Genomic DNA, 17,684 nt, shown 5'->3' on the forward strand with positions numbered 1-17,684 from the left:
GTTTAGGATAATAGTGGTTCAACTAAATCGATTAATTTCTCAAATTGGAAATTACGAGCAAGCTTGTTTAGAGATCTCACTAAAACAGTTTCATTTTCTGGAATTTCTCCAATTAGTTTCATTACTGAGCTTTTATCAGCTTCGAGAGCTGCGTTACATAGTTGGTTTAGCCATTTATTGGGCATAACTTTTAAATTATCAGATGTTAGTGGAGTTTCTACGCAAATATCTATGTCAGATGCATAATTAGGACTTTTCTCGTATATATATTTGACTCCAAGATGTTTGGCAAGTGTATCAAAAATACTTTGTTCATTAAATGGCTTACGCAGAAAGTCATCACATCCTGTTGAAAGGACAACGGCTTTTTCTTCTTCTAAAACGCTTGCGGTAAGGGCGATCACAGCGGTGGCATTACCTTTGGTTGTAGATTTAATATATTTAGTTGCTTCATAGCCATCCATCACAGGCATTCGCATGTCCATCCAGATGAGGTGTGGTTCCCACGTATCCCAAACTGCGATCGCCTCTTGCCCATTGCTAGCTTCTTTGACCTCAAAACCCATAGGAATTAGTAGTTTAAGCAATAGTTGACAATTAATTGGTTTATCATCAACTACTAAAATTCTGTAACTAGGCTGATTGGGGGCAATGGCTAATGCACGTTTTTTCTGAGTATCGCCATTGATTGCTTCTTTGCCCATTTGGACATGGATTTGAAATTGGAAAGTTGTGCCTTCACCAACTTTGCTAGCAACATTAATATCACCACCCATTAGCTGCACGAATTTGCGGCTGATTGCTAAACCTAAACCTGTGCCTTCTTGTTTTTCTCGACCTGCTTGAGCCTGCGAGAAGGAAATAAATAGCTCAGACAATTCTTCTTCTGCAATCCCTACCCCAGTATCACGAACACTAAAATTTAAAATGCTGTCTTTGCTTGAGTTACTACTTGCCTTAGTGATGTAGACAAAAACTCCGCCTACTTTAGTAAATTTAAGTGCATTACCAATCAAATTAATTAAGACTTGGCGAAGCTTAATTTCATCTGTATAAATGTATCGAGGTACGTCATAATCTCGTTCAAAACTTAGTTTTAATCCAGCATTAGTTGCACGTAACTGGAGCATATCTTCAATGTCATCCAATAAAAGGTATAAATCAAAATTTTGAGGATTAAGAGTTGCTTTACCTGCTTCAATTTTTGATAGATCCAGAATATTGTTGATTAATGTTAGTAAATAATCACCACTACGATAAATAATACTGGCATTTTCATACTGTTCTATTGGTAGATTACTAGTTCTTAACATTAACTGTGAAAAACCAATAACTGCATTTAGGGGTGATCGTAGTTCATGACTCATATTAGCAATAAAAGCACTTTTCGCGAGATTAGCAGCTTCAGCTTTCGCGGCTAAATCCAATGCTTTGGCTTCGCTTTCGCGTAAATCGCGAGTGCGGTCAAAAACTCGTTGCTCTAAATCCTCATTGGATCTTTGTAAGCGCAGATTTGCTTTGTTATTTTCTTCTACAATTGCAAGAGTAATGATTGTCGTCATCGCAATTACACTCATAAAAATTTGTAGCAATAATAGAGAATCGCCTTGGGCTACAGCCTTATAGAAAACTCCAAACTTATAGGCTGTTGACACAGAAGCAGCCATGCTCACAAGCACAATCAGAAAGGTGGTTAGCTTTGCCCCAAATCGAAAAGCCGACCATAGCAATGGTGGTAATAGTAGATATTCGAGGGGCTGACCTTCGTAAAAAGATAGATAGGCAACAAAAACTAAACTGCTTACAGCCGTTATGAATTCCCAATTAAATATAGATCTGAGATTTATCTTTGGGTGCGTTCGCAGCCATGTCAAAGTTAGGGAGGCGAACAATAAAATACCAACGGAATCACCAATCCACCATGGCAAGAAAAGATCTTGAAGAAGGTTATACCCAACGACATATCGATTGTTGATCACATAGAAACAAATTCCAGTTATGGTTTGGAAAATCGTACCGCTAAATATGGAGCAAAGGGCAAATATGACTACATGGCGGACTTTCGAGAAGGGGTTATTTGTACCTGTAAATTTCAAAATTAGCGAGACTATGATTAATGTACCGATAGTCGCACCAGTACTTGAGCCTAGGGCGGGAATTACAGCCTATTGAGGGAAAGAGTAGTACAAGATAAGCTAGGATAGCAAAACCCAAAAGAGAGTAAAAAATGGCACCTTACTCACTAGATCTCAGAGAAAAGATCGTAGCAAACTACGAAGCAGGAAATACATCGATTCGGGAAGTAGCGAAGCAATTTCAAGTCGCGACGAAAACAGTGCAAAAACTACTGAATCAATACCGAGAGACAGGAGAACTAAACCACAAACCATTAGGTAGTCCAATCAAAAGTCCCCTCGAAGCGCATCAGGAGAAAATCCTCGAAATTGTCTCAGAGCATCCAGATTGGACACTATGGCAGTACTGTGAAGAAGTAGCAGAACAAACAGGAGTATCAGTGACCACAGGCAGCATGTGCCGATTTTTCCAGAGGCATAACATCACTCTAAAAAAAAGACCTATCGCCATGAAAAGGTAAAAAGTGAGGCAGTACAACAGCAAAGATGTGAATTTTGGGAAGCATTGAATGAAGTGAAAGCTGAAGATCTGATTTGTATTGATGAAACGGGAGTATGGCAGGGGATGGAACGCTCTGTGGCAAGAAGTGAATGTGGCAAAAGAGTATTCAGTCTTCGTCCCTTTTACAAAGGTCAGAAATACACAATAATTGGCGCTATTTCAGTTGATGGGATTGTTTGCCTGAAAACGATTCAGGGTTCTATGAAAGGAGCAGATTTTCTCACCTTTGTCCAAGATGACCTAGTACCTAAATTACGTCCTGAGCATAGGATCATCATGGATAACCTCAACTGCCATAAAGTTGAGGGGGTCGCAAAAGCAATTACAGCGACAGGTGCTAAGATTTTGTACTTACCCACCTATTCTCCTGATTTTAATCCAATTGAGATGATGTGGTCGGTTCTCAAATATTTTATTAGATTGCTTAGACCTCATTCTCAAAAACTACTTCAGCATTTAATCAACGTTTTCCCTTACTTGTTAGAAAAAGATTTCTTCAAAAATTGGTTTACTAAGTGTTGTTACTGTACTACTTAATCCCTCAATGGACTGTAGTACTTTTAACCAGTTGCGATGCAGGTTGAAAACCAATACACCTAAAAAGACCCCAAGCCAACGCGATCGCCCCCAAGCTAACAGAAACCCGACATTAAATCCTGCCCCTGGCCAAACGGGGGAAGGTCCATAGATTCTAGGAATAGTAACGGACAGTACCCAAGAGGAGGCAAAATATATGCAAGCGATGCAGAGTATCTGCCCCCACCAATGGGGATCGTTAAGTTCTATCCCAAATTTGGCTAGTTTCCACTTTGAGTTATTAGATGCAGTTACGGTAGATAGTTGATTGATCTTCATTACTTTCTCTTGACTAACAACCAAAAAGCAAAGGTATCGGGCTGATGCCTTTGCTACCTTTGCTTTTACCTAAACTCGCTCAGCCAGTTCTAGCCAACGCTCAGTGGATTTATCGATCGCTTCAGTAAGTTCTGCTAAGCGATCAGATAGCTTCTGGAGTTCTATATGTCCACTGGGGGGATTGTGATAAAGTTTCTTCTCGATTTGTACTTTTTCAGCTTCCATTTGGGGAATTTTCACCTCAAGTTCTTCATACTCACGTTTCTCTTTGTAGGAAACTTTTGTTGGCTTGCGGGTTTCAGTTTTAGGCTTGGAGCTGTCAGGAGCAGATGTTTCTAGATTGGTGACTTTTTGATCCCTTGAAACTTTATTGCCTTGATCTTTGATGTTATTGCTTTCCTGCTCCGCTTCGTCTTTTTTATAATCTAAGTAAACAGAATAGTTGCCGGGGTATAGGCGGACTTCGCCATCAGCCTCGAAGGAGAACACCATATCAACTGTCCGATCTAGAAAATAGCGATCGTGGGAAACTACAATTACGCAACCGTTAAAGTCTTCGAGATATTCCTCTAAAACTGCGAGAGTTTGCACATCAAGATCATTAGTCGGTTCGTCAAGGATTAAGACATTGGGAGCTGCCATCAATACTTTTAGAAGGAATAAGCGTCGTTTTTCACCACCAGAGAGTTTATTGATCGGTGCATATTGCTGATTACCGGGGAAGAGAAATCGCTCTAGCATTTGCGAAGCTGTAATTATGCTGCCATCAGAGGTCTTGACGAGTTCTGAGACATCTTTGAGGTAGTCGATGACGCGCTGATTACCATGTTCGAGGAGATCATCGGAATGTTGATCGAAATAGCCAAAGTGGATCGTTGTACCGATTTCCACTGTTCCTGCATCGGGCTGTAACTTACCAGTGATCATATTCATCAGCGTGGATTTACCAGCACCGTTGCTGCCGATGATCCCAATGCGATCTTCAGGGGTGAAGTTATAGGAGAAGTCTTTAATTAGAGTGCGATCGCCATAGGACTTGCTAATGCGATCAAGTTCTACTACTTTTTTGCCAATGCGTCGCCCTGCGGTAGTGATATCAACCTTAGCATTGGCTTGTTTAAATTCCTGAGCTTGTAAAGCATGGGCGCGATCAATGCGAGCTTTTTGTTTGGTACTACGCGCCTTTGGTCCTTTTTTGAGCCATTCTAGTTCTCGTCGTAATAGCCCTGCATGTTTGCGCTGAGTGCTTAATGCTGATTCTTCCGCTTCGGCTTTTTTTTCTAGATAGTAGGAGTAATTCCCTGAATAGGAATATAAATCGCCACGATCAATTTCGATAATTCGATTAGTGACTTTATCGAGAAAATAGCGATCGTGGGTAATCAGCAGTAAGGCTCCGCGATAACGATTGAGATAGCTCTGTAACCATTCCACAGAAAGGGCATCAAGGTGGTTGGTTGGCTCATCCATCAGTAAGACATCGGGAGCAGAGAGCAAGGCGGAAGCGATCGCAATTCGTTTACGATATCCACCTGAAAGGCTGCCAATTTTTGCTTCTAAATCATCAATACCAAGTTTCGTGAGAACGATTTTGGCATTGGTTTCCAAATCCCATGCACCAGTTTGATCCATGCGTTCCGATACGCTCGATAACTGGGCTAGTAGCCGATCTTGATCCCCATGACCGTGGGATAACTTATCGGAAATTTCTTCATATTCTTTAACCAGAGCCATTTGTTCACCACTATCGGCAAACACCTGTTCTAAAACTGTATTTTCCTCATTTAGGTCAGGTTGCTGTGGTAAATAGATAATTTTGGCACTGGAATTTACCCATAGCTCCCCACCATCGCTATGTTCTAATCCTGCGATCATTTTTAGTAATGTGGATTTGCCTGACCCGTTTGTACCGATCAGCCCGACTTTGTCACCTTCATCAAGGCTAAAACTAGCATCTTTGAGAATTTCCTTAATGCCAAAATCTTTTCGGAGCGATCGCAATGTAAAAAGTGCCATGCCTTATAACTGATGAACTAAAAAATCAACTTGGAATCTAGTTTAGCGTGAGTTCGATAGATGCTGATAATTGCCATTTATATCGTTAGAACCAGAAATAGAGCGATGGCAGCGATATAACGTACAAATAACGCACAAATAGCACGTAAATTTATGCACAAGTATTGCTAATGGCATTCTGTAGAGAGGGTGGCACATCATCAGTAATTCAGTAATATCGACGTTCTCGCAAAATTAATAACAGGGCAAGTCCTGTGAGCAAGCCGTAAATTGTGCCGACAACCAATATCAATAAATATCCTAATGTGTTCATTAACAAACTGCCAATGAGGATGCTGATATACCAACTCACTGTCGAAGCGACAATCCACCAGTCTGCAAACTTACTGTATTTCCGTAAAACAAGCCATTGCGCTACTCCTGTTGAAAGTCCGCGCAGGCAGCCATAGATCGTTAAAAGATCCACAGCATCACCGTAGGTCACTGCGAGCTGAAAACTAGCCCAAGAACTAAACGCACCTCCTAAAGTTCCACCTATCAATGTTGTCCATAGCCAGCCTCTACCGATAATTTTGGTTCTGATCACTAGCCACTGGGCTAAGGCGAGCGCCATGCTGATCATGCCAAAGCTTAGGATAAGTCCCAATTGTCCGCCCACGGATCTGGCAATGATCCCACTAACGAACCCACCACCTGCATAACCGATTGCTGTGGCAACAATCCAAAGTGACAGAAAACTTAAATAGGAGTTTCTTGTGGTTTGCCCTTTTGCCCTAAACTGCTTTAACAAAGACTTAATCCTGATTATTTAACTAGCTGAATTAGCGCCCCCTATGAGAAGACTATACTTTTTACTGCCGGGAACCACCAATAAATTTGCCTGTGGGGGGCTATGGGCGGAGTTGAAAACCTTAAAACTAGCTCAGCAGGTTTGTACGGCGGAAGTTGTCACCTATCGTCAACGGGAGTCAGAGTATTTATGGTTGGATGATTTACTAAATGCTCATAGTTCACCACAGACCCTTGATGATGCCATTTTTGTTATAAGTTGGGGCTTTGATGCTGCGAAACTTGCCTCGAAATTAAAGAATTTTCATGCAATTTACCATGCCCATAGTGCAGGCTATGGCTTTAGTCTCCCTGCAACTGTGCCAATTATTACGGTCAGTCGCAATACTCTCGGTTATTGGGGACAGCGATCGCCACATTCCTTAATTTACTATTTACCTAATGAGATTTCTGATAAATTTACAAATTGGCATAGCGATCGCGATATTGATGTTTTAGTCCAAACCCGAAAATCCTCTAGATATTTGATGAATCAATTAGTGCCTGCTTTACAGCAAAAATGCCGAGTGGAAGTAGTTGATTATTATGTAGAAGATTTAGAAGGATTATTTAATCGCGCTAAGGTGTATCTTTACGACTCCGCAGAATATTGGGCAGTACAGGGAGTAACGGAAGGATTTGGACTACAACCAATGGAAGCGATGGCTTGTGGCTGTCAGGTTTTTTCGAGTGTTAATCATGGCTTATCTGATTATTTAGATCCTGCTTTCAATTGTCATAAAATCGCAGGATATTCTCAAGAATTTGACCTGCAAAGGATTCTCAACGTAATTCAAAAAAATCAAACAGCTTCTTTACCATCCTCAATATTAGAAGAATATCGTTCTGCTAATATTATTCATCGTTTACAAATAATTTTAGAAGAGGTAAATGAATTTTTTGACCACAAACAAAAACATCAAGGCGATATTCCTGACTTGAACTATTGGCAAATCACAAAACTGCGATCGCAAAGAATATTATCTAAGCTCAAAAAGAAATTGAGGCTTAAATGAATCTATATTCTTGTAATTGGGATCAGTGCTGTAAAATCATCACAGGGGTCAGGAATAAGCACCTATAAATAGATACTCAATATCAAGCTAGAGCATGGTTGAAGTAGATATCTTGCAGCTAAAGATTACGGAACTAGAAGCGAAAAATCTTTCGTTAAGGGAGCTTCTGGCGCAAATTTCTGCGGATCGACTTAAGAAGTATAAATCTGAGTTTTTAATTGCAAATTTATCTCAAAACCTAGTTGAAAATATTCAAACAGGTATCATTGTCCATGGCGCTGATACCAAGATTTTGTTTGCCAATCCTGCGGCGGCAAAATTCTTAGGGATGATGCAATCAGAACTAGCAGGCAAGGACAGTAGTGATCCTAATTGGAATTTTTATCACGGCGATGGTTGTCCAATGCCTCTAGAGGATTTTCCAGTTAATAAAATATTACGCGATAAACAAGTTCTCACTAATTATGAGATGGGCTTGTATCGTCACGAAACTAATGATTTTGTTTGGGCTTTGATTAATGCTTATCCTGAACTTGATAAGATAGGTATCATTACGCGCATCGTTGTTACATTTATCGATATTACTGATCTCAAGCAAACAGAGATTGCTTTGCGAGAAGGCGAAAAGCGTTATACCGCCCTAGCCTCAGAACTGGAAGCTACGCGCAATTTTTTGCAAAATGTGATCGATCACTTGCCCGTTGCCGTGTTTGTTAAAGATGGCAGAGACGCACATTTTGGGGAAATGTTACTGTGGAATCGCACCAGTGAGAATATGTTTGGGATCGCCGCCCAAGATGCGATCGGCAAGACCGTATACGATCATCTCCCTAAAGAACAGGCAGATTATGTCCGTCAAAAGGATTTAGAAGTTTTTGCCAGTGGATTGCTTGAAGATATTCCTGAAGAACTGATTGATAGCCATAGTTTAGGTTCCATAATTCTCCATACTGTAAAAATTCCTCTCTATGATTGCAACGATCATCCGCAATATTTACTCTGCTTTGCTGAAGATATCACTGAGCGCAAGAAAGCAGAAAAGGCTCTCAGAGAAAGTGAAGAGAGATTTCGACAAATGGCGGAAAATATCCATGAAATATTTTGGATGATTGATGCAGATTTTACAAAGTTTATCTACGTCAATCCTGCCTACGAAAAGATCTCAGGATGTTCCTGTGAGAGTCTCTATGAACATCCTCAATCATTTATCAATGCAATTCATGAAGAGGATCGCGCAAAGGTACTCACGATTTATCAGCAGTATCTACAAACAGGGTGGAGTCTCGAATATCGCCTAGTACAGCCTAATGGTGAAGTTAAATGGCTATTTGAAAGGGCAGTTCCTATTCGTGATCCATCAGGAGAGATTCAAAGTATTGTTGGTATTGGACAGGATATTACCGATCGTAAATCTAGTGAAGAGCAACTCATCTATCAAGCTTTTCACGATAGTTTAACGGGTTTACCCAATCGCACTCTCTTTACAGATCGCCTTGAAATGGTGCTAAAAAAATCTAAACGGATAGCAGAGCATCGCTTTGCCATTCTATTTATTGATTTAGATCGCTTTAAAGTCATCAATGATAGCCTTGGTCATCTTGTCGGCGATCGCCTCTTAATCAAAATCTCCCAAATTCTTGAAAAGTCAGTGCGTTCCTTTGATACGGTGGCAAGGTTAGGGGGCGACGAATTTACAATTCTCCTTGATGATATTGATAATTCCCATGAAGCGATTGAGGTTGCCGAACGCATTCATGCGCGACTCCAAAACGAAATTGAAATCGATGGGAATAAAATTTTGACTAGTGCCAGTATAGGTATTGTCTTTGGTTCCCATGACTATGAAAATGCCAGTGATCTGCTTAGAGATGCCGATATTGCCATGTATCGAGCGAAGGATCAAGGTCGAGCATGCTATGAAATCTTTGATCATACGATGTATGATTTACTGCTCAGTCGTCTTCAGCTTGAAAATGAATTACGAAAGGCGATTACTCATGGGGAGTTTTTGGTTTATTACGAACCAATCGTTTGCCTTAAAACGATGAATTTATGCGGATTTGAAGCCTTGATACGTTGGCAGCATCCTACTAGAGGTTTAGTTTCTGCGGGTGATTTTATTCCTACTTGCGAAGAAACAGGAATGGTTGTAGCTCTTGGGAAATGGGTATTGCAGACTGCTTGTGATCAAATTCAATTATGGTTATCAGAATATCCATCGCTCAAACTAACGATTAATGTTAATTTTTCAGGTAAGCAGTTAAAAGATCCCCAAATCATTTCTACAATTGATGAGATCTTACAAACAACAGGGATTTCCCCCACCTGTTTAAATTTGGAAATTACGGAAACTATTCTCATTGAGAATACAGAAATTGCGGTTAAAGTCTTTCAGCAGTTACGCGCACGCCATATTCAATTGAGCCTTGATGATTTCGGCACGGGCTTTTCATCCCTGAGTTATCTTCAAAGATTTCCTGTGAACATCATTAAGATCGATCGCTCTTTTATTAGTCAAATCCATTCAGGCGATCGCAATATCGAAATTGTGAAAGCTATCATTGCCCTTGCCCATGCCATGAATATTAAAGTTATTGCCGAAGGTATAGAGCTGCGAGAACAAATATCTCAACTGCAAGCATGGGATTGTGATTTTGCACAGGGCTATTATTTTGCGCGATCGCTAAGTGCTGAAGCCGCTTCAGCCTTGTTAGAAAGAGCGGCGCAAAGCGCCGTCTTTTCCTAGATTGAGTTTTGGTTTAATTTACAAGACCTGTTAATGGCGAACTGGCACTGGCATAGGACTTGATAGGAATTCGACCTGATAGATAGGCAGTACGTCCCGCTTCACAAGCCATCCCCATCGCTCTACCCATCGCCACAGGATTATTTGCACAGGCGATCGCGGTATTGATCAACAAGGCATCTGCACCTAGTTCCATTGCCGCTGCCGCTTCACTAGGTACACCGATTCCCGCATCGACAACTACAGGCACTTTCGCCTCTTCGATAATGATCCTGATATTTGCGGCATTGTTAATCCCTTGACCTGAACCAATGGGTGAACCAAGGGGCATCACTGTTACACAACCGATTTCTTCAAGGGTTTTCGCCAATCTGGGGTCAGCATTAATATAAGGTAGTACTGCAAAGCCTTCTTTCACTAATTGTTCAGCAGCTTTACAAGTGCCGAGGGGATCGGGCAGTAAATATTTCAGATCAGGAATAACTTCGAGCTTGACGAAATTATTATCTTCTTGTCCCAAAATCTTTGCCATCTCACGCCCCAGTCTGGCGACCCGCACAGCTTCCTCAGCAGTTTGACAGCCTGCGGTATTGGGCAGTAGCCAATATTTGCTCCAGTCGATCGCTTCTGCTAGACCTTCATGCCCCGCCGCATTGGTCTGGACACGTCGTACTGCCACGGTGACGATCTCGCAACCACTAGAAGCGATCGCCTGACGCATGATCTCAAAGTTGGCATATTTACCTGAGCCAGTCATTAAACGCGATTTGAATTTACGTCCCGCAATTTCGAGTAAATCGTCTGATAAATCAGCAGGATTAGATATTTGGTTATTTATTGTAAAAAAAGGCGAAGAAGCGACCATATCAAGGTGTTAAAAGATTATTTGTGGATTTGTGACATTTAGATACACTAACGTGCATCTAAATGTCACAGGAATCAATTTCAAGGATATACAACAGTTTGCAGTTTGAAGGTGCAATTTTTTATTAAGATAATCAAGATACTTTAGTGTCTTTTGTAATATCCCAAATTTTCCATAGTATTCCCATAGCAAGTAGCAATTTAGTTTCATGGCTAACCTCAAATCCATCCGCGATCGCATCGGCACTGTTAAGAATACTCGCAAGATCACTGAAGCAATGCGTCTTGTCGCCGCCGCAAAGGTCAGACGCGCTCAGCAGCAAGTTTTAGCAACCCGTCCCTTTGCCGATCGCTTAGCTCAAGTTCTATACCGTCTCCAGCAGCGCATCGCTTTCGAGGATGTCAGTCTGCCCCTACTCGATAAGCGTCCTGTAAAAACCGTTGGTCTACTGGTAATTTCAGGCGATCGCGGTCTTTGTGGTGGCTATAACTCAACGATTATTCGTCGTGCCGAAGCTCGCGCTAAGGAATTAAAAGAACAAGGTATTAATTACACCTTTATCTTAGTCGGTCGTAAGGCTGCCCAATACTTTGCCCGTCGCGATCAACCTATCGCCGCAAAGTTTACCAACTTAAACCAAATTCCTAATGCTGCTGAAGCCAATGCGATCGAAGATGAAATTACCTCAGCATTTTTGGCTGGTGTAATTGATCGTGTTGAGTTGATCTACACCCGCTTCGTATCTTTAATTAGCTCTCGTCCAGTAGTCCAAACCCTATTGCCTCTTGAGCCTCAAGGTCTAGAACCCCATGACGATGAAATTTTCCGTCTGATCACCCGCGGTGGTAAGTTCCAAGTCGAGCGTGAAAAGCGCGAAATTACTGTTAAGGAATTGCCCAAAGAATTACTTTTTGAGCAAAATCCTGAGCAAATCCTCGATGCTTTATTACCTCTCTACCTCAGTAACCAAATCCTCCGTGCATTACAAGAATCCGTAGCTAGCGAACTTGCGGCACGGATGACCGCAATGAATAATGCAAGTGATAACGCCGTTGACTTAATCAAGTCCCTCACCTTGCAGTACAACAAAGCTCGTCAAGCCGCAATTACTCAAGAAATTCTTGAAGTTGTCGGTGGTGCATCCGCCTTGACTTAAACAAAAAAGGCGGCGCGATGCGCCGCCTTTTTTATGTGGAGAAAATTAAAATGGCTTATAGTGACTTCAATCTATCCCGTGTTCGTGAGACTTTTGGGCTAGTTGTCGCAGAACCCAAAAGCCTTTTTGACAATATTAAGCCTACGATCGCTAGTGATTATTTACTAACATCACTGGATGAGAATCTCGCCCTAGCAACTGCAATCAATACCGAGAAAGCCCGCTCCGAATTAGTGATAGCTCCTGTGCTATTAGAAGTACGTCGCCAACTCCATTATGAAATTGGGTTTTTCTCTGGAACAGAATTTAATATTGATGCTTCTCAAGGTTTAACTGGTTACTGTGATTATATTCTTAGTGCAATTAAAGATTCCTATGAAGTGCGATCGCCTGTTTTGATGTTAGTGGAAGCAAAAAATGAAAATATCAAGTCAGGATTGGGGCAATGTGCCGCAGAAATGATCGCGGCGCAGATGTTAAATGCGAAATCAGGTTTAGGTGATCGCCCTGTATATGGTTGTGTAACAACGGGGACAGATTGGAAGTTTTTAGAATTGCGCAATCGCCTTCTCAAAATCGATCAACGAGATTATTTCATTAATGAGGTTTCCTTATTGCTCAGCATTCTCTTACTTCCCTTTCAGCAACTATCATAAAGATTTAATTGCTCTGCCTCGCAAAGCGAGGCAGAGCAATTAAATCTTTTCTGGAACATCAATCCATTTTTTTTGCTGATGAGACTCTTGGGTTAAATCCATGAGTAACTGTGACCATGCACCCTCATACAGGCTTGGTGTCATTGGCTGTCCAATTTGAATTGCCTTGACCCAGCGATCGCATATGGCAAGCACAGGCGCAAGCCTACCATCGGTATAGTTTTTCGTTAAGTCGTATTCGGGTGGTATCGGTACAATTTCCATTTCTGAGCGATCGAGTTTGCCTTGGCGCAAGCTGAAACCATGCACATAATCCGCTTGATTAGAACTTCCTAAAACTAGGGTTCCATTTTCGCCATAAACCGTCAGCCAATGTCCACGACCGCGATAGGTGACGGTGCTGAGAGAAATATTGCAAGGTGTGCCATCAGCAAGTTCCAAGAGAATATTGCAGGTATCATCGGCATCCACGGGGCGCAGAATCCCATCAGCATCGGGACGTTCAGTAATACCTGTACTGAGTTGTCCAGATAGACTTTTTATATCGCCAAATAACCAGCGCACATAGTCAAAGGCATGGGAACCGATCGCACCCAATGCGCCTCCACCATAAGCCTTTTGACTATACCAATTCCACACGCGCTTAGGATCGGCACGCCCCTGCACTAGCCAATCAATGGTAATCATCCGCTTTTTGCCCACATGATTGTGATCTAGCAAATGTTTAAAGTATTTCCATTGCGGTACACAACGAAACTCAAAATCTGTTGCTGTAATTACTTGTTTCTCTTGAGCAAGACGATATAAGGCGATCGCTTCTTGAAAGTTCATCGTTACAGGTTTTTCTAGCAAAATATGCTTGCCTGCTTCGATCGCCATTTTTGCCTGTTCATAGTGAAAGCTTGGCGGCGTAGAGATGGTTACGGCTTGGACTGACTGAAGCACAAGTAAATCTTCTAGGCGATCGCAAGCATGGGGAATTCCAAACTTATCCGCAATTTGCTGTGCTTTGATGCGATCGCGATGGTAGACCGCGACAACTTCTGTATCTGGATGAATTTGCAGAGCAGGAATATGGATAATCTGTCCAAACCCCGTGCCAATAATACCAACACCAATTTTTGACATATTTCTCACTACTTTAGCGACATGAAATTTTTTTAGAAATAATGCTTTGCATTATTTCTAAAATTCGATTCCTGCTTGAGCCTTGACACCTTGCTCTCTAAAGGGATGCTTGACTAGTTCCATTCTTGTGACCAAATCTGCAACTTCGATCAGTTTCGTAGGCGCGCCACGACCAGTCAGAATTACATGGGAATCCGCAGGTTTCTCCTTTAGCCCAGCAATCACTGTTTCCACGTCGAGATAGCCCAATTTGAGCGCAATATTTACTTCATCCAGCAAAACTAACTTATATTCAGGATTTTTGATATAGCCAAGTCCCACTTCCCATGCTTCCTTGGTTTTGGCAATATCGCGATCGCGGTCTTGAGTTTCCCAAGTAAAACCCTCACCCAGAGCCTTAAAAACCAGTTGATCTTGCCACATTTCAAAAACCTTCTTTTCCGCAGGCTCCCATGCCCCTTTAATAAACTGGACGATCGCCACTTTGTAACCATGACCAAGCGATCGCAACACCATTCCTAAAGCCGCAGTCGTTTTTCCCTTACCGTCACCTGTATTGACGATGATCAGCCCCTTTTCGAGTTTGCGCTCAGCAATCCTCTGATGCTGTACCTCTTGTCGGCGTTGCATCTTGACACGATGTTGTTCGGCGGTAAGTTCAGTCATAAGGATTTCTTGTAAGTCGCGATAAACCAACATTTTAAAGTGTAATACGCAAACTTGCGATGCTGCTTAGTGATTTTAAAATCAGCAAATCCTGATTTTAAAACGCCAAAATTAGTCATATAGCCACCGTCGCTTGTATTAGGACAAAATCAAAACCTAAAAAGAGAGGGACGGCGCGAAGCGCCGTCCCTCTCTTTTGGCTTTTACGTCTTAATACACTTGACGGTAGCGATATCAAGGGTTATGAGTTTTCATTTTACCTACGGCAAAATGAAAACTGCTATATCATTACGTTGGTACATTTACCCTTGACACTACAATGGCTGGTTATGTTTAAGAACATCTTCTCCTTTGGTTTACTTGTGTTTGTCCCGATTTCAATCATTGGTCATTTTCTCGGATGGGATTCTACGCTTATATTTGTCACTTCAGCGATCGCCATTTTGCCCCTAGCAGGTTGGCTGAGTACGGCAACTGAGGAGATTGCGGTAGTACTTGGTCCCTCGTGGGGCGGATTAATGAATGCTACTTTTGGTAATGCAACCGAGCTAATTATTGCGATCGTGGCGTTAAATGCAGGATTTACCAGCGTGGTAAAAGCAAGCATCACAGGTTCGATAATTGGAAACCTCTTGCTAGTCATGGGATTATCCATGTTTTTGGGTGGACTGCGCTACAAAGAGCAAGAATTTCAGCCAACTATGGCAAGATTAAATGCTTCAGTAATGAATTTAGCGGTAATTGCAATTTTATTGCCCACAGCAGCAAATTTTACAACTGTGGGAATTAGCGAAGAGATTTTGCAAAAATTATCTCTGTCTGTAGCGATCGTGCTGATCATTGTCTATTGTCTCACACTTCTATTTTCGATGAAGACCCATGCCTATCTCTATGATGTTGGTAAATCGGAAGCTGATGACGCTGAGGCAGAAGAAGGTCATCCTCAAAAAGTGAATCTACCACTATGGATTGCTGTTCTGTTTGGAGTAACGCTATTAGTTGCCTTTGAATCGGAACTGTTAGTAGGCACTTTAGAAGAAGCAACTGCTCAACTAGGTTTAACGGAACTATTTACTGGGGTAATCCTCTTGCCAATTATTGGTAATGCGGCGGAACATACAACGGCAATTACCGTAGCAATGAAGAACAAAATGGAACTATCAGTATCAGTCGCTGTTGGTTCCAGTATGCAAATTGCCCTCTTTGTCGCACCTGCGCTCGTAATTGTCGGTTGGTTCCTTGGTAAGCCCATGGATTTAAACTTCAATCCCTTTGAATTAGTAGCGGTAGCAGTAGCAGTTTTGATTGCCAACTCAATTAGCTCTGATGGGCGATCTAATTGGCTAGAAGGTTCTCTACTCGTAGCAACTTACGCAATTCTAGGCTTTGCTTTCTATTTCCAACCAGTTTAGTCAAACTCTGATTTAGCAAAAAAGGCGGCGCATTGCGCCGCCTTTTTATGTTAGTTAGCCACAAGATTTAGTGCGATCACATCTTTAATGCGTTGAATCACAAAATCTTTTTCTAAATAAGAAAGTAAACTACCTGCTTTTGGTCCTCGCTCCTTATTTAAGAAAGTGTAGTAAACCGCCGCAAATGCACTCTTTTGAGAAACTTCAACTTGCTTAGAAGTACTGAATAGTAAAGTTTGGAGTTCTTCCCCATCCCAATTAACATCACCTGCGAGGTTAGCTGCCAGTGCCTCAAGATACGTGATTTGCTCAGCAGTAAGGGTTTTGGCTTTTTCAGGAATAGAATCAAGATACAAAACTAGCTTCTCTTCTTCATCAGCATAGTCTTGCAGCCACTTTTTGCCCACACGGATGCGATCGCGTACCACTGCCCAATCGCGATCGCTAAGGGGATTGGCACTTCTCGCAGCAATTTCGGCTTCGAGATCGAGGTGAGGAATTTGCAGCAAAGAAATTAAAGTACTAAAGTCAAAGGCTTGATAACCTTCCACTTGTTCCTCTGTATTCAACTGTGAATAGACGAGGGGAACTAGTTCTTCTTGAGCCTTTTCATCTTTTGGTGCATCATCTTGATATTTGCCAATCAAAGTATCATAGTCACGGAAGAGGCGGGTGACGGTTTCATAGTTGGGCATGAAGTTAATCACACTGCGAGGCTGTGTCCGCAACATCAGGAATCGCAATAGTTCAGGGGGTAATAAATCCGCAATTTCCTTGGCACTAGAACCAACTCCCTTAGAAGAACTCATCTTCGTTCCATTTACCAAGATAAACTCATAGGGAGCATGGGTGGGAGGATTCTTCTTGAGGACTTTGCGACAGATGGAGTTAGCCACATCACGGGAGCCACCCTTTTGGGAGTGATCCTTACCAGCGAGTTCGATCGATACGCCGACGACTTCCCATTTGGCAACCCATTCTACTTTCCAAGGTAGCTTACCATTGCCATCAAAAGGTGATACCCAGCCTGTATGACCGCAACCCTTGACATATTCCATAGCGTTGGGCTGACAGGTATAAAATACTTTGCCATCTTGGTAGTCAGTGACAACAGTAGTCGCGATCTTGCCGCAGTTTTCGCAAATGGTCTGGAAGGGATACCAATTTGAGGGGCGATCAGCTTTGCTGACTTCTTTGTAGGCTTCACGGACGAGATGAGCATTATTTAAGAAGAGATCGATGTAGGGATTCATTTTGCCCGAACGATAGAGATCGCGCAGGTAATAGATTTCAGGACGCACGCCTAAATGCTCAAATACTTCCAAAAATTCGCCCATGAAGTACTTGGCATAGTCAGTCGCTGTCGCTTCAGGTGAAGGAACATTACAAAGGGGATAGCCAAGATAGGGCGAAAATTTCTCTTTGTCTAAATAATGGGGTACGGTGTCGAGAGCGTCATAGTCATCAACACCATAGGTAAAGGTGACGGGTTTGCCTGCGTGTTTAAGGGCGCGATAGATGGCATCGTGAATCACAACCCCGCGCAATGAGCCGACATGAACGCGCCCAGAGGGGGTTTTAGAATCGTTAACAATAATGCGATCGCCGCTTGCATCTGCTGCAAATTTATCCGCCCAGAACATAGTGGTAATTATCCGAAAATCTTTCAAAAGTTAAGTTTGTGACGCAAAGTTGACGGGTTA

Annotated in this window: 14 protein-coding genes and 1 pseudogene; 7 read left to right on the forward strand and 8 right to left on the reverse strand. The window is 42.1% G+C overall.

The window, feature by feature from the left end:
- Positions 1 to 2: 2 nt before the first annotated feature.
- Positions 3 to 2,096 (reverse strand): ATP-binding protein, encoded by a 2,094-nt coding sequence (locus NMG48_RS15330; protein ID WP_271252354.1) that lies wholly within the window; start codon positions 2,094 to 2,096, stop codon positions 3 to 5.
- A 131-nt stretch (positions 2,097 to 2,227) separates the two neighbouring features.
- Here NMG48_RS15330 and NMG48_RS15335 point away from each other — a divergent pair, with 131 nt between their 5' ends.
- Positions 2,228 to 2,596, forward strand: a complete 369-nt coding sequence (locus tag NMG48_RS15335) for a helix-turn-helix domain-containing protein (protein WP_271251623.1) — start codon at positions 2,228 to 2,230, stop codon at positions 2,594 to 2,596.
- A 29-nt stretch (positions 2,597 to 2,625) separates the two neighbouring features.
- Positions 2,626 to 3,174 (forward strand): annotated as a pseudogene (locus tag NMG48_RS15340) (transposase); the annotation flags it as partial.
- Here the strand turns inward: NMG48_RS15340 and NMG48_RS15345 are convergent.
- From NMG48_RS15345 to NMG48_RS15355, 3 genes are all read right to left on the reverse strand, one after another.
- A complete protein-coding gene (locus NMG48_RS15345; protein ID WP_271252355.1) occupies positions 3,118 to 3,492 on the reverse strand; it encodes a hypothetical protein in 375 nt (124 codons plus the stop codon). The pseudogene NMG48_RS15340 and the gene NMG48_RS15345 overlap by 57 nt on opposite strands.
- A 69-nt stretch (positions 3,493 to 3,561) precedes the next feature.
- Positions 3,562 to 5,508, reverse strand: a complete 1,947-nt coding sequence (locus NMG48_RS15350; RefSeq protein ID WP_271252356.1) for an ABC-F family ATP-binding cassette domain-containing protein — start codon at positions 5,506 to 5,508, stop codon at positions 3,562 to 3,564.
- Positions 5,509 to 5,716: 208 nt separating this feature from the next.
- A complete protein-coding gene (locus tag NMG48_RS15355) occupies positions 5,717 to 6,298 on the reverse strand; it encodes a hypothetical protein (RefSeq protein WP_271252357.1) in 582 nt (193 codons plus the stop codon).
- 43 nt (positions 6,299 to 6,341) lie between these two features.
- On the opposite strand from NMG48_RS15355, the gene NMG48_RS15360 reads away from it, so the two are divergent.
- On the forward strand, positions 6,342 to 7,352 hold the full coding sequence (locus NMG48_RS15360) for a glycosyltransferase (RefSeq protein WP_271252358.1): 1,011 nt from the start codon (positions 6,342 to 6,344) through the stop codon (positions 7,350 to 7,352).
- 94 nt (positions 7,353 to 7,446) lie between these two features.
- Positions 7,447 to 10,098: a sensor domain-containing protein gene (locus NMG48_RS15365; protein WP_271252359.1), complete on the forward strand. Its 2,652-nt coding sequence runs from the start codon at positions 7,447 to 7,449 to the stop codon at positions 10,096 to 10,098.
- A 13-nt stretch (positions 10,099 to 10,111) separates the two neighbouring features.
- On the opposite strand, the gene NMG48_RS15370 is transcribed toward NMG48_RS15365, so the two are convergent.
- A complete protein-coding gene (locus NMG48_RS15370) occupies positions 10,112 to 10,963 on the reverse strand; it encodes a thiazole synthase (protein WP_271252360.1) in 852 nt (283 codons plus the stop codon).
- A 208-nt stretch (positions 10,964 to 11,171) separates the two neighbouring features.
- Between NMG48_RS15370 and NMG48_RS15375 the strand changes: the two genes are divergently transcribed.
- Complete coding sequence (locus NMG48_RS15375; protein ID WP_271252361.1) at positions 11,172 to 12,119, forward strand: F0F1 ATP synthase subunit gamma; 948 nt, start codon at positions 11,172 to 11,174, stop codon at positions 12,117 to 12,119.
- Positions 12,120 to 12,169: 50 nt separating this feature from the next.
- On the forward strand, positions 12,170 to 12,775 hold the full coding sequence (locus NMG48_RS15380; RefSeq protein ID WP_271252362.1) for a hypothetical protein: 606 nt from the start codon (positions 12,170 to 12,172) through the stop codon (positions 12,773 to 12,775).
- Between the two features lie 39 nt (positions 12,776 to 12,814).
- Here the strand turns inward: NMG48_RS15380 and NMG48_RS15385 are convergent, their stop codons facing one another.
- Together NMG48_RS15385 and cobO are read right to left on the reverse strand one after the other, a co-directional pair.
- Entirely contained in the window at positions 12,815 to 13,903 is a 1,089-nt protein-coding gene (locus tag NMG48_RS15385; protein ID WP_271252363.1) for a Gfo/Idh/MocA family protein, read from the reverse strand.
- 57 nt (positions 13,904 to 13,960) lie between these two features.
- A complete protein-coding gene (cobO, locus tag NMG48_RS15390) occupies positions 13,961 to 14,569 on the reverse strand; it encodes a cob(I)yrinic acid a,c-diamide adenosyltransferase (protein WP_271252364.1) in 609 nt (202 codons plus the stop codon).
- A 329-nt stretch (positions 14,570 to 14,898) separates the two neighbouring features.
- Between cobO and cax the strand changes: the two genes are divergently transcribed.
- Positions 14,899 to 15,981: a calcium/proton exchanger gene (gene cax, locus NMG48_RS15395; RefSeq protein ID WP_271252365.1), complete on the forward strand. Its 1,083-nt coding sequence runs from the start codon at positions 14,899 to 14,901 to the stop codon at positions 15,979 to 15,981.
- 50 nt (positions 15,982 to 16,031) lie between these two features.
- Here cax and lysS read toward each other — a convergent pair whose 3' ends face one another.
- The gene (gene lysS / locus NMG48_RS15400; RefSeq protein ID WP_271252366.1) at positions 16,032 to 17,624 is read right to left on the reverse strand and encodes a lysine--tRNA ligase; all 1,593 of its coding nucleotides are present in this window, start codon (positions 17,622 to 17,624) and stop codon (positions 16,032 to 16,034) included.
- Positions 17,625 to 17,684: the final 60 nt, after the last annotated feature.

The sequence above is a fragment of the Pseudanabaena sp. Chao 1811 genome, from assembly GCF_027942295.1.
Classification (GTDB): Bacteria; Cyanobacteriota; Cyanobacteriia; order Pseudanabaenales; family Pseudanabaenaceae; genus Pseudanabaena.